The sequence below is a fragment of the Arthrobacter mangrovi genome (assembly GCF_026011795.1).
In the GTDB taxonomy this organism is placed as follows: domain Bacteria; phylum Actinomycetota; class Actinomycetes; order Actinomycetales; family Micrococcaceae; genus Crystallibacter; species Crystallibacter mangrovi.
Genome location: NZ_BRVS01000006.1, coordinates 54,200 through 67,258 on the forward strand (window position 1 = coordinate 54,200; position 13,059 = coordinate 67,258).

11 protein-coding genes are annotated in these 13,059 nt (G+C 68.3%); 5 read left to right on the forward strand and 6 right to left on the reverse strand.

Translation table 11 applies throughout. The features are described from left to right. Positions 1-102: 102 nt before the first annotated feature. The 3 genes from purU to AHIS1636_RS08250 all read right to left on the reverse strand — a co-directional run bounded on the left by purU (position 103) and on the right by AHIS1636_RS08250 (position 4,325). Positions 103-1,029 (reverse strand): formyltetrahydrofolate deformylase, encoded by a 927-nt coding sequence (gene purU, locus AHIS1636_RS08240; protein ID WP_264795345.1) that lies wholly within the window; start codon positions 1,027-1,029, stop codon positions 103-105. 267 nt (positions 1,030-1,296) lie between these two features. Continuing rightward, positions 1,297-3,618 carry an FdhF/YdeP family oxidoreductase gene (locus AHIS1636_RS08245; RefSeq protein ID WP_264795346.1) on the reverse strand — a complete coding sequence of 774 codons (2,322 nt, stop codon included), beginning with the start codon at positions 3,616-3,618 and terminating at the stop codon, positions 1,297-1,299. A gap of 77 nt (positions 3,619-3,695) precedes the next feature. After that, positions 3,696-4,325, reverse strand: a complete 630-nt coding sequence (locus AHIS1636_RS08250; RefSeq protein ID WP_264795347.1) for an MBL fold metallo-hydrolase — start codon at positions 4,323-4,325, stop codon at positions 3,696-3,698. A gap of 326 nt (positions 4,326-4,651) precedes the next feature. On the opposite strand from AHIS1636_RS08250, the gene AHIS1636_RS08255 reads away from it, so the two are divergent. After that, positions 4,652-4,969, forward strand: a complete 318-nt coding sequence (locus AHIS1636_RS08255) for a DUF6457 domain-containing protein (protein WP_264795348.1) — start codon at positions 4,652-4,654, stop codon at positions 4,967-4,969. A gap of 58 nt (positions 4,970-5,027) precedes the next feature. Here the strand turns inward: AHIS1636_RS08255 and AHIS1636_RS08260 are convergent, their stop codons facing one another. Next, positions 5,028-7,670: a non-ribosomal peptide synthetase gene (locus tag AHIS1636_RS08260; RefSeq protein ID WP_264795349.1), complete on the reverse strand. Its 2,643-nt coding sequence runs from the start codon at positions 7,668-7,670 to the stop codon at positions 5,028-5,030. Between the two features lie 227 nt (positions 7,671-7,897). Here AHIS1636_RS08260 and AHIS1636_RS08265 point away from each other — a divergent pair, with 227 nt between their 5' ends. The 3 genes from AHIS1636_RS08265 (at position 7,898) to AHIS1636_RS08275 (ending at position 10,152) form a co-directional block, all read left to right on the forward strand. Further along, on the forward strand, positions 7,898-8,482 hold the full coding sequence (locus tag AHIS1636_RS08265) for a hypothetical protein (protein ID WP_264795350.1): 585 nt from the start codon (positions 7,898-7,900) through the stop codon (positions 8,480-8,482). Between the two features lie 185 nt (positions 8,483-8,667). Next, complete coding sequence (locus AHIS1636_RS08270; RefSeq protein ID WP_264795351.1) at positions 8,668-9,426, forward strand: SDR family NAD(P)-dependent oxidoreductase; 759 nt, start codon at positions 8,668-8,670, stop codon at positions 9,424-9,426. A gap of 141 nt (positions 9,427-9,567) precedes the next feature. Beyond that, positions 9,568-10,152: a GNAT family N-acetyltransferase gene (locus AHIS1636_RS08275; RefSeq protein WP_264795352.1), complete on the forward strand. Its 585-nt coding sequence runs from the start codon at positions 9,568-9,570 to the stop codon at positions 10,150-10,152. Here the strand turns inward: AHIS1636_RS08275 and AHIS1636_RS08280 are convergent. Beyond that, entirely contained in the window at positions 10,139-10,462 is a 324-nt protein-coding gene (locus AHIS1636_RS08280; RefSeq protein ID WP_264795353.1) for a hypothetical protein, read from the reverse strand. The genes AHIS1636_RS08275 and AHIS1636_RS08280 overlap by 14 nt on opposite strands. A gap of 393 nt (positions 10,463-10,855) precedes the next feature. Between AHIS1636_RS08280 and AHIS1636_RS08285 the strand changes: the two genes are divergently transcribed. After that, complete coding sequence (locus AHIS1636_RS08285) at positions 10,856-12,148, forward strand: GAF domain-containing sensor histidine kinase (protein WP_264795354.1); 1,293 nt, start codon at positions 10,856-10,858, stop codon at positions 12,146-12,148. Here the strand turns inward: AHIS1636_RS08285 and AHIS1636_RS08290 are convergent. Continuing rightward, positions 12,145-13,053 carry a dihydrodipicolinate synthase family protein gene (locus AHIS1636_RS08290; protein ID WP_264795355.1) on the reverse strand — a complete coding sequence of 303 codons (909 nt, stop codon included), beginning with the start codon at positions 13,051-13,053 and terminating at the stop codon, positions 12,145-12,147. The genes AHIS1636_RS08285 and AHIS1636_RS08290 overlap by 4 nt on opposite strands. Positions 13,054-13,059 lie beyond the last annotated feature (6 nt).

Here is a 13,059-nt window from a genome sequence, read left to right on the forward strand (position 1 = left end):
GTCCAATCGGCCGTGCTGAGATGGCTGGCAGGGTAGGGGGTCGCGGCCCCGGTCCTGGAGGTTGAGCGGGACCGGGGCCGCGGGTCTTTGTACGTTGCCTGGTCAGCGGAAGACGACGGTGCTGTGCCCGTCCAGCAGGACACGGTGTTCGCAGTGCCAGCGGACGGCGCGGGAGAGGGCCAGGGCCTCGGCGTCCTGTCCCACCGTCGACAAGGCCGTCGGATGGTAGGTGTGGTCCACGCGGATGACTTCCTGCTCGATGATGGGCCCTTCATCCAGGTCGGCCGTCACGTAGTGGGCGGTGGCCCCGACCAGCTTGACCCCGCGCGCGTAGGCCTGGTGGTACGGCCGTGCGCCCTTGAAGCCCGGCAGGAAGGAATGGTGGATGTTGATCGCCCGGCCCTCGAGGGCGGTGCAGAGTTCGTTCGACAGGATCTGCATGTAGCGGGCAAGGACGACGAGGTCGATCTCATGCTCGTCGACCAGGCGGAGAAGCGCCTGTTCGGCTTCCGGTTTGTTCCCGGAAGAGATCGGGATGTGCACGAAGGGCAGTCCCGCGGCCTCCGCCATCGGGCGCAGGTCTTCATGGTTGGATACGACGAGCGCAATCTCGCCGCCCAGTGTCCCTGCCCGCCAGCGGAAGATCAGGTCGTTCAGGCAGTGCCCGAATTTCGACACCATGACCAGCAGCCGCATCCGGGTCTGGTCATGGAACTCATACGTCATGCCGAAACGATCGGCGATGTCCTGGAATTCCTCCGCCAGGTGTCCAGCGTCCAAGGCGCCGGCACCAGAGAAGGCCGTCCGGAGGTAGACCTTGCCCCGGACTGAGTCGTCGAACTGCTGGTGCTCATTGATGTTGAATCCGTGCTCGACCAGGAAGCTCGTCACCGCATGGACGATGCCCGGGCGCTCGGGACATGCCATTGTCAGCAGGAACCGGGGCGACGTTTTTGCTGCATCAGGCTGAGGGTTGGCAGGCGTTGCGAGGGCGGTGCCGGCCAAAGCTGCCGGATTCAGTAAAGTCATCGGATCTCTTTGTCCCATCTCAGATTTGGTTCTGGCTCGAATAGCGCAACATTCGTCGCGATGTGCAACTCGTCCAGAGTGGCGCACTTCACATATGGTGTCAATACTTTTTGGCGTGAATTCTTCGTCCGCCTCTCAGCCAGTTCTTTGACAGGCAGTTTTGCCTAAAAACGCCTCCTCATTCCGCGCGCTGAAGGCAGGAGGGTGCCCTACCTCCTACCCGTGACCCTGGTTCTGCGGCAGCAGTCCCAATCGAGCAGCGCGGTACTAGCTGAGTTGGGGCTCCTCGCGGGGCACGAACCGGACCGTCATCGCCTTGTAGCCGGGCGTGTTCGATTCCCGGGCGACAAGGTCACGGTGCACCAGGACGTTGGCCTCCGGGAAGTAGGCAGCCGCGCAGCCCCTTGCGGTTGGGTAGGCGACCAGGCGGAATTTTTCGGCCCTGCGTTCGGTGCCTTTGAACGTGCTGATGACGTCCACGAGGTCGCGGTCCGCGAAGCCCAGGTCCTTCAGGTCTTCGGGATTGACCAGGACCACGCGCCGGCCGCCCGAGATGCCGCGGTACCGGTCATCCAGGCCGTAGAACGTCGTGTTGTACTGGTCGTGGCTGCGCATGGTCTGCAGGATCAGGTGGCCTTCCGGCGCCTCCAGGTACTCCAGCGGGCTGACGGTGAACCGGCCCTTCCCGATGTCCGTGGCGAAGGAGCGGGTGTCCCGCGGCGGGTTGGGCAGCACGAAGCCGTTCTTGTTGCGGATCCGCTGGTTGAAGTTCTCGAAGCCGGGCAGGACCCGGGAGATGTGGTCGCGGATGACGTCGTAGTCCTCGGCCATGGCCCGCCAGTCCACCGGGTGGTCGTCGCCAAGCGTGGCCTGGGCCATGCGGGCGATGATGACGGGCTCGGCCAGCAGGTGTTCGCTGACCGGCGCCAGCCGGCCCTGCGTGGACTTGACCACGGACATGGAGTCCTCGACGGAGAGGAACTGTGCTCCCTTGGGGTGCTTGTCGTCTTTGTCGGTGCGGCCGAGGGTCGGCAGGATCAGCGAGGTCCGCCCGTGGACGATGTGGGAGCGGTTGGGCTTGGTCGATACGTGCACCGTCAGTCCCGCCCGTTTCATGCCGGCTTCCAGTGCCTCGGTATCGGAGCAGGCCAGGGCGAAATTGCCGCCCATGGAGACGAAGACATCCACCTCATCGTCCATGAACGCCTCGAGGGTTTCGGTCGCGTCGACGCCGTGATCCCGCGGGGAAGCGATGCCGAATTCCTTGTCCAGTGCTTCAAGCAGCCATTCCTTGGGCTTCTCCCAGATGCCCATGGTGCGGTCGCCCTGGACGTTGGAGTGGCCGCGGACCGGGCAGGCGCCGGCGCCTGGCTTGCCGAAGTTGCCCTGCATCAAAAGGATGTTGATGATTTCGCGCAGCGTGTTCACCGAATGCGGCTGCTGGGTCACGCCCAGGGCCCAGCAGATGATGGTTGCCTTCGACCTGGCCAGCATGCCGGCGATCCTGGTGATTTCCAGGCGGGACAGTCCGGTGGCCCTTTCGGTCTCGGACCAGTCCAGGTGGCTGCGGGCTTCACGGTATTCCTGGAACCCGTCCGTCCGGGCAGCGATAAAGTCATGGTCGACGACGGTTCCGGGGGACCGCTTCTCCTCTTCCAGGAGCAGGTGGCCCAGCGCCTGGAAGAGGGCGAGGTCGCCGCCGACCTTGACCTGAAGGAACTCGTCGGCGACCTGGTCGCCGCCGCGCATCAGGTTGCCCGGGCTCTGCGGGTCCTTGAATTTCAGCAGGCCGGCTTCGGGCAGCGGGTTCACGGCAACAACCTTGCCGCCGTTGTGCCGGCACTCCGTCAGGGCGGACAGCATGCGTGGATGGTTCGTGCCCGGATTCTGGCCCACGACCATGATCAGCTCGGCCTTGTGCATGTCGTCCAGGGAAACCGTGCCCTTGCCGATGCCGATCGTCGGGTTGAGCGCCGATCCGGAGGATTCGTGGCACATGTTCGAGCAGTCCGGGAGGTTGTTGGTGCCGATCGACCGGGCGAACAGCTGGTACATGAATGCGGTTTCATTGGCCGTCCGGCCGGAGGTGTAGAAAACGCAGCGGTCCGGCGTCGTGGCCCGGATGTGTTCGCCGATCAGGTCGAACGCGTCGGTCCAGGAGATCGGGGAGTAGTGCGTCTCGCCTTCGCGGATGACGACCGGCTCCGTGATCCGGCCCTGGTTGCCCAGCCAGTATTCGGTCTTTCCGGCCAGTTCTTCGATCGAGTGCGCCGCCCAGAACTCCGGGGTCACCGTCCGGAGGGTATTTTCCTCCGCGATGGCCTTTGCACCGTTTTCGCAGAACTCGGCCGGCTTGCGCGGGCCCGAGATGGGTTCCGGCCAGGCGCAGCCCGGGCAATCGAAGCCGCCCCGCTGGTTGACCCGCAGCATGGACCGGACGGTCCGGGTGATGCCGGCCTGGGAGATGCCGCGGTCCAGGGATACCGTGACAGCCTTGATCCCGGCCGCTGCCGTTTTGGGTTCATGGACAACGAGTTCGTTCTCGTCGATGTCCTGGACGGGAGCGCTGCGCTTGATGGGATTGATCATGATCTCCTGCTTGCCCTGCAATTGTTGTCGAATGCTGCCCCCACCGCCGGAGGGCAGTCCTGTGCCTGCCCTCCGGTCTAGTGGCCGCGGGCGATCCATTCGTCGAGGTGTGGTGCTTCGGCGCCAATGCTGGTGGCGTCGCCGTGGCCGGTGTTGACGGTGGTTTCGGCGGGCAGGGTGAGCAGGCGGCTCTTGATCGAGTCGATGATGGTCTCGAAGCTGGAGTAGCTGCGGCCGGTGGCGCCGGGGCCGCCGTTGAAGAGGGTGTCGCCGCTGAACAGGACGGCCTCGGACGGCAGGTGGAAGCACACGGAGCCGGGGGAGTGGCCGGGGGTGTGCAGGGCGGTCAGGGTGGTTCCGGCGATGTCGAAGCTGTCGCCGTCGTTGATGGCGTGGTCCGGGGCGGAGTCGGGGTAGACGGCGTCCCAGAGCATGCGGTCGCCGTCGTGGAGGTAGACCTCGGCGCCGAGGAGTCGGCGGGTTTCGCCGGCGGCGCGGATGTGGTCGTCGTGGCCGTGCGTGAGCAGGATGGCCTTCACGGTGCGGTCTCCCACTGCTTCGGCGACGGCGGCCGGGTTGTGTGCGGGGTCGATCACGATGGCTTCGGAGTCGTCGCCGATGATCCAGACGTTGTTGTCAACGTCCCAGGTCCCGCCGTCGAGGGAGAAGGTGCCGGAGGTGACGAGGTTCTCGATGCGAACGCTCATGCGGCGGCTCCTGCCGAACGCAGGATGTCGCCGATTGCGGCGTTATTTTGCCGGGCATTGACCGCCCTGACTTCGTGAACCATGGCTGGCAGTCCTTCCTGAAAATGAGGATCTTGCGGCAGCGTGCAGCTTCGGACCGCTACTGCCGTCTGGCGGGTTGGCTGCAGCGTAATGTGCAACGTGCATCGCCATCTGAAACAGCGTGGCCTACGCCACTGCCGATGTCAATCAATTCGCTCCTCCGGAGTCGCTGACTTCCGAAGTGGGGAAATGTAAGGTCGTCAGCAACGATCCACCGGACCACTGACCCAGCGAGGAGGACAGCCATGGCCGTCGACAATGACGAGCAGCGGATCCTGGCCGAATGGAGCCGGCGGCTGACTCGGGAACTGCAGATCCGGGACCTGGATGTGGACGTGGAATTGCTCCTGGAGCTGGCGAGAAAGTCGGCCGAGTCAGTGATTCACGCGACCGCCCCGGTCACCACATTCCTGGTGGGATACGCGGCCGGCTTCGACGCCGGGGCTGCAGGCACGGGTAAGAAGGCGCCGGCTGAGGGAGCTGTTTCCGAGGCGGCCGGCATCGCCTTTCGACTCTGCGAGGCGGCACGCAACGAGGGGCCGGGTCCAAGGCAAAGGGACTGACCGCGGAGGCCGATGGCGAAGATCCTCCAGCGGCTCCCGGATCTCCCGGGCCACGCGGTCAAACTCTCCCGAAGCGGATGCGGCCGCGTCCTCTCCGCCGCCCCGCGAGCCAGCGCGACGCGGCGCCCATGACGCAGGTGGCAAGCGCCCAGTAGGCGACGCCGGCGGCGAGGGAGGCCGCGACGGCCAGGGCGGGGGAGATGGGCACGAGGCCGGGGTAGACGAGCCAGTGGGTGAGGTAGGCGTGGAGGGACGCGGCGGCGAGCACGCCGAACAGCCGGTGCAGGCCGGCGGGCACGGGGAGGGCAGGCAGCCAGGCCAGCAGGAGGACGCCGGCCAGGATGGTGGAGTCGCGGTAGGGCTCGCCGAAGAAGCCGGGCACGGTCAGCCCGGCCAGCGCCGAGACGGCCAGCCGGGGAGCCAGGCCACGGAGCCGGGAGGCGAAGGCGGGCGGGGGGATCGGGCCGCCGCGGCGGGCTGCTGCCGGCCGTGCCTGCGCGGCGGCCCAGCCGAGGGCGAAGAGCCAGAGCACCGGGGCGGGGTTCGGTGCCGGCAGGACCACGATCCCGAACCTGGTCAGCAGCCCGAGCGCGGTCAGGGCCAGCGGGAAGGCGAACGGGAAGCGGCGCTCCGCCCGCGCCACCGGGGGAATCGCGAGCAGCGCGGCCACGGCGGCCAGCAGGTACACCAGCATCTCGACGAACCAGAAGTCCCAGCGCGTGGACCACGTCTCCGGACCCATGAACGAGTTGAGCAGCACGATGTTCTCCAGTCCGTACCGGTCCGTGAGCAGGTAGGCGGCGGCGATGAAGGCGACGCTGGGAACGATGATCCGGCCGACGCTGCGCCCGTGGCGCTTCAGCCGCTGGGTCCGGGCGCCGCCGAGCTGGAAGCGGGCGAAGTTGAACCCGGCCACCGCGAAGAGCACATGCGCCATGCCCGGCCAGTGGAAGAGCTGCGCGTGGGTGCCGATGATCGCGACAATGCCGAGCGCCCGCAGAACGATGCCGGTCTCCAGCCGCACGAACACGCGCCGGCGGCCGGAGCGCGCTGATGCCGCGCGCCCGGACCGCTGCCGGCCCCGTGCGGCAGGGGGGTCCTTCGGAGCCAGTTCGCCGACCGGCGTGACGTGCCAGTCCGCGGGCAGGTGCCCGAGCGCCCGCTCCAACCGGACCGACGCGGCGACATAGGACAGCGAGTCCCCGCCGAGCGAGACGAATGTGTCCCCGTCCCGCACTTCGTTGCAGTCCAGCGCCTCGGCGAAGATGGCCCGCACGTCCTCCGGGGGTCCCGCCGCATGTCGCTCCGGTTCCGAAACCTCCGGCACCGGGGCGGCCAGCGCCAGCACCGCCGGGTAGTCCACTTTGCCGTTGGCAAGCCGGGGGACGCTGGCGACGGCGTAAACCTCCACCGCGGCGCGCGGCAGCCCTAGCCGTTGAGCCAGTACCTTGCCGAGGATGCCCGGGTCATGTCCGCCCTCGACCGCGACCACCAGGCTCCGGTCCGATCCGGCGGCAGCGGCCGTGGCGCCGAGCTCGGCCAGGACCTTCTCCACCTGCCCCAGGTCGATGCGCAGCCCCGCGATCTTCACGAACCGGCTGAGCCGCCCCACCACCTCGTACACTCCCGAGGGCCGCAGCCGCGCCAGATCGCCGGTGCGGAGCTCGCCGACCATGCGTCCCAAGGCCAGGTCCTCCGGCCGCTCGGCGTAGCCCAGCATGACGTTCGGCCCGGAGTAGACCAACTCGCCGTCCGGCAGCCCGGGCACCGGCTCGATCCGGAACGCGCCGCCCGAAACGGGAACCCCGATCGTCCCCGGATTGTCGGCGGCCAGCCGCGGCGGCAGGTACGCCATCCGCGCGGTGGCCTCGGTCTGCCCGTACATCACGAACAGGTCCCACCCGCGGCGCTCGCCGAGTTCCCGGTAGCGGCGCACCGTGTCCGGATCCAGTCGACCGCCGGCTTGCGTGACGTACCGCAGGCCGGGCAGGTCCATGTCCGCGAACCCAACCCGCTCCAGCAGCTCGAACGTGTACGGAACCCCGGCGAACGTCGTCGCACGGTGTTTCCGGAACAGTTCCCAGAAGCACGGGTCCACTACGGACAGGCCGGTGAGGACCAGGCCGGCACCGCGCAACAGGTGGCTGTTGATCACCGAGAGGCCGTAGCAGTAGGACATCGGCAGCGTGGTGGCGGCGCGGTCCTCGGGCCGGATGTCCAGGTAGCCGGCGATCGACTCCGCGTTGGACTGCAGGTTCTCCTGCGAGAGCCGCACCAGCTTGGGCGAGCCGGTGGAGCCGGACGTGCTCAGCAGGAGGGCCAGCTCCGGATGCAGCTCGTGCCGCGTGCCGGTCCGGCGCTCCTGGAGCACCGGTGCGCCGTCGCCGGAGCGCAGGACGACGTCCGGATCGTACGCCGCGAGGACCGATTCGAGTGCCGCGGGCTTGTCCGCCGGCACGAGGATCAGCGGATGTCCTGCGGACAGTGCCGCCAGGTACGCGATGAGGGAATCGACGTCGTTCGCCGCCGCCAGCACGGCCAGCCGCCGCACCGGGCCCAGCCGGCCCGCAACCTCGTCGACTCGGTCCGCCAGTTCGCGGTAGGTCAGCGCCCCGTCCCTCGTGAGGACTCCGGGCCGGTCGCCGTAGCGGGCCAGATCGGCGGCGAAACGGACGCGGGCTAGGTCGAGCTCAATAGTCACCGGTGAAGCATAAGGAGCAAAGGCTAACCTTACTGCGTACGTTAAGGTCTGTTGCGTACGACGGCGGGACGAACCGTTTCATCCGCATCTCCACGGTTCCGCCGGGTCATCTGCGGCCAAAATTGCGAGGCCGAAGTGCGGACTCCGGGAAGGCGTTTGCCCTCTGGTCGCCGCCACCCGCGAGTGGGAATATGGGGATGCCACTACCTGATAGGGAGTGATTCGCCATGGACGAGACGGCGAAGGGGGAGCAAGGGGACAAGGGCTTCTGGCACACGGCGCCGGGCCTGATTACTGCCGTAGCAGCGCTGATTACCGCCCTCGGCGGGATCCTGGGCATTCTGGTCCAGAGCGGCGTGATCGACTGGGGAAACGACGGCCAGCAGCTCAGCGCGACCCAGGGCCCGGCTGGAGCGGCCGACTCCGAAGGGGAAAACCGGCCCGAAGATGCGAAGCCGGTACCGGAGCAGGCCGGGACGAGCCCCGTACCATGGGACCGGGCCGATGCCGACCTGGTGCGGCGGGACGGGACGAGCACAACGGTCAAAGCCTCCACGGTGGCTCTCGCGTGTACGACCGGCAGTCTTCAGTTCGAGAACGGCCAGCAGATCAGCCTGGAAAACGTGCGCTCCATCCGGTTCGACGCGATCTACATGGACAGCGCGAGCGCGGATGGACTGGTGACGCTGCTGGACGGGCAGGAGCTGACGGACCCCATCTACACCTGGAACTGCCCCGTCTGGGCACAGAACAAGCTCGGCCGGGTGCAGATCGAGCTCGGGGACATACGGCTGGTCAAGTTCAACCGCTGACCCCAAGCCGCGCGGGACCACCAGTAGCGGCGGGCCGAAGCGCCCCGCCGCACTCCCGGCGTCGTTCCCCTGGGAAATTTCCCGTTGATTCCACGGCGCCGCTGCCGGGCGGGGGCGGCTTCTGGTTGACTCGGCTTGGGTGGCCGCGGATTCCCTGCGGCCTGCGGCAGAAAGGACTGATCTACATGGCACAGTTCGACGGCAAGGTTGCCTTGGTGACCGGCGGCGGTTCCGGCATCGGCGAGGCGATCAGCAAGGAGCTCGCGGCCAAGGGCGCCAGCGTCGTGGTCACCGACATCAACCTGGAAGCGGCAGAGCGGGTGGCCAAGGAGATTGCCGACGGCGGGGGCACGGCCTCGGCGGTGCAGCAGGACACCGCGCGCAAGGAGGATTCCGAGAAGGCGGTACGGCACGCCGTCGATACTTACGGTGCCCTGCACTACGCGGTCAACAACGCCGGCATCGGCGGCAAGAACGCGCCGGCGGGCGAGGTTGACCTGGCGGACTGGGACAAGGTCATCGACATCAACCTCAACGGCGTGCTCTACGGCATGCGCTACCAGATCCCGGAGATGCTCAAGGCCGGCGGCAAGAACTCGGCCATCGTGAACATGGCCTCCATCCACGGCTCCGTCGCCGCCCTAGGCAACGGCGCCTACACCGCGGCGAAGCACGGCGTCGTCGGCCTGACCAAGAACGCGGCCGCCGAGTACGGGCCCGAGGGCCTGCGCATCAACTCCGTCGGCCCCGGCTACATCAACACGCCGCTCGTGGTGAATAGCCTGAGCGAAGACATCCGCAAGGCGCTCGAGGGCAAGCACGCACTCGGACGCCTCGGCACGGCCGAGGAAGTCGCCCATCTGGTCAGCTTCCTGCTCTCGGACGACGCCTCGTTCATGACGGGCGGCTACTACCTGGTCGACGGCGGCTACACGGCGGTGTAGCGGCAGCCCGCCACCGGCGGTGACCGCAAGGTTCCCGGAAAAGGGAAGGGCAGCGGCTTCGCTTGGCGAAGCCCCTGCCCTTCGCCGTCTCCGGCCGGCCCAGGCGTTGCCCGGGTGCGGTGCTGGTGCCAAGGTGGAGGCATGCCTATCGAGGTGCGCGCAGCAACCGTGTTCGATGACGTGAAGCAGGTCCTGGGGCCGAAGCGTGCGGATGCGAACGTGTGCTGGTGCCTGAGCTACAGGGTGCCGTCGAAGGAGAACCGGACGCTGCTGGGACAGGACCGCGGCAAGCGGGTGCAGGAGCTGTGCGGGGAGGATCCGCCGCCGGGCGTGCTGGCGTACGACGGCGACGAGGTGGTGGGCTGGGCCGCGGTCCATCCGCGCGCAGGCACGAGTTTCGCGCGCAACCGGAAGATCCCGCACGTGGACGACGCCGATGTGTGGTCGGTGTGGTGCATCAGGGTGAAGCCGGGGCACCGCGGTAAGGGCATCTCGCACCATCTGCTGGCCGGGGCCGTCGACTTCGCCCGCGCCAACGGAGCCCCGGGAATCGAGGGCTACCCGGTGGACAACCAGGGGCAGAAAGTCGACCTCACCATGGCCTATGTCGGCACCCGCGCGCTTTTCGAGCGGGCAGGCTTCACGAAGGCGGCCGACACCGACTCCATCCTGAACGGCTTCCCGCGCGTATTGATGCGGCGTGACCTCAGGTCTATTCGCCGCTGACGTCGCGGAGGAGCCACTCGTTCCGGCCCGGCTGCCTCCGGACCTCAAGGGTGTGCAGGGGAGAGGCCGAACTCGCCTGCACCTGCAGCCGCCAGCATTCGGCTTTCACGGCGGGGGTATCAACGACGACGTCCGCGTCGTCCATCGAACCTGTTCCGTCCGGCTGCCCAACCTCATGGACCGGCTCCGCGACGACGGGCCACAACCGTCCGCGCCACCTGACCGCCAGCGGCCTGCCCCGCGGGGTGAAGCGGACCTCCACCGGTTCTCCCTGCGTCCGCTGCTGCGCCTGCTCCAGTATCGCCGCCACTGCTCTTCACGATCCTCTCGCCAAAGCTGTCTTCCGCATGAGCCGGTCCGCCGCATCGTAGCGGCCACGGCACCGGACCGCGGGTCATCATCGGCCGCCGTCCTAGGCGCCCATCTACGCCTCAAGGGTAGAACATATTTTCGACGTACGCGAAGTTGCGTCCGGGTTTGAAGCACGTTTCCGCCGTCGGGGCGGAACGTCCTGAAGCGCGGGGAAGCGGGTCTTCAAATGCGTGGCCGTGCTCGGGTAGGCTCGGTTCAACGGCAGCGATGAGACGATTTAGCAGACTGCCGTGCAAAGCGCAGCCCGATCGAGCGCAGGGAGCCGCGCCGAGCCATCCCGGGGGAACTTCGTGCCGGGTTCGTGTACCTGGCGCTGGAGAGGGTGGGGGCGATGTCGTCCGGTTCGGATGTATCGAGCATGGTCCGCGCGGGCGGTGTCCTGCGGGATGCCGGTTTGGCGGAGACGGACCGGTTTGAGCAGGAGCGGCTGCCGTGGATGGCGGCGTACGGGCTGCCCGCCGGCTGGACGGGCAGGGCCCGCAGTGCGGGGGAACCGGTGGGGGCACGCGTGGTTCCGGTGGACCAGCTCAACCGGCTCGCGCGGACGGCGGCAACCGTCTGCGATGCACCGTTCGCGGTGGTGAACGTGATCACCGCCGACGAGCAGCACCAGATCGCCGCCCACGGGCTGGAGCCGGGGATCTGCTCGCGCGAGGACTCGATGTGCGCCCAGGTCTTTCGTTCGGGTACGACGACGGTGGTTCCGGATGCGTCGGCGGACGCCCGGTTCCGCGACAACCCGTTCGTCACGGGAATCCTGGGCGACGTGCGCTTCTACGTTTCGGTGCCGCTGGTCGCGGAGGTGGCCCTCGGGTCGCTGTGCGTATTCTCCACTGATCCCGCCGCCTTGGAGCCGAAGGACCAGGCCGTCCTCGAGAGCCTGGCGGAGCATGTGGCGGACGTGCTCCAGCTGCAGTTCCGCGGCCGGCAGCTCGATGCCGCGCTGGCCGAGGCGGCGCTGTCGAATGAGCGGCTCAAGACGTTTGCCGGCGAGATCAGCCACGATCTGCGGACACCCTTGACCACGGTCCTCGGGCATCTCGAAATAGCCGAGGACCAGACCGCCGACGAACGGGTCGCGGGCAATCTCCGCAAGGCCAGCAGCGCGGGAAAGCGCATGCTCGCCACGCTGGAGGAGCTGCTGGAATATTCGACGACGGACCAGCGGCTCGAGGCCCGGCAGCTGGACCTGCAGGCTCTGATGGACCAGGTCACCGCGGACATCCGGGGCCTGGTTGCGCAGTCCGGTGCGCGGATCACCAGCTCCGGCGGCAGCGTCCACGGGGATGAAGCCCAGCTGCGGGCGCTGGCGCAGAACCTGCTGGTCAACGCCATCCGCTACTGCCCGGCCGACAGGGCGCCGCGCATCCGGATCGAGCCGGTCACCGAACCCGGGGTGAGCGGGATCGTCGTCCACGACAACGGCGTCGGCATCCCCGCCGCCGACCGGGCCCGGGTGCTGGCTCCGCTGGGGCGGCTCAACCGCGCCGGCGAGCCGCAGGGCAGCGGCCTCGGGCTGGCCATCTGCGCGCGCGTGGCCGAGGCCCACGGCGGCAGCATCACCATCGGCGACTCGCCCGACGGCGGCGCCGCCATCACCGCGGCCTGGCCGGACCGGTCTTAGCCGCCGGACGCGCGGCCGAGGCCCAGATCGTCGAGGACGCCGGCGACGCGGGCACGCTGCCGCTCGCCCAATCCCAGGATGGGCAGCGGCAGGCAGGCCCTGGGCGCCAGCCCCAGCTGCTCGGCGACGGCAGCGATGACGCGCAGGCTCCCGCCGTACTCGGTGAACAGCCGCCACAGCGGAGCAAGCCTTTCCGACTCGGCCAGCGCGTCGGCGATCCGCCCCTCCTGCGCAGCCCGGGTAATCCGCAGCGCAGGATCGGGCAAAGTGCCCCCGATGACCGAGTACCAGGCGTCGCAGCCCGCGGCCAGGCCCGCGGCGGCCTTCGCGTCGCCGGACACGCCGACCGTCACGTGCGCGGGGATGACCGAGCGGATGTCCCGGATCCGCTCCCGCGCCTGTTCGGGATCGTCCGGAACGCCGGGGATCTCAATCGAGGCAATGCCGGGCAGCTCGGCGATGCGGCCGTACAGCTCGGTGCTGAACGCGAAGTGCGTGGTGCCCGGATTGTCGTAGACGATGACGGGCAGCGGCGACTGCGCCGTGACCGCCCGGAAGAGCTCGAACACGTCGTCCTCGGTCAGCGGCTGGTACGTCATCGGGGCCAGCAGGAGCCCCGACGCCCCGGCCTGTTCCGCCTGCTCCGCGTTGGCGAGGACCTGCGAGGTCCGCAGCGCCCCGATCCCGACGAACACCGGCACGTCCCCGGCATTTTCGACGGCGAGGCGCGCCACCCGGCGTCGTTCCCCACCTGTCAGGTAGGCGTAGGAGCCGGTGGAACCCAGCGCGGTGATCGAATCGACCTTCGCCGCGGCGAGCCGCCGGACCAAACCGGCGAAGGCTCCCTCGTCGACCTCATCGTTGGCGAGCGGGGTGAGCGGGAAAGCGCTCAGGCCGGTAAACACTGCTGC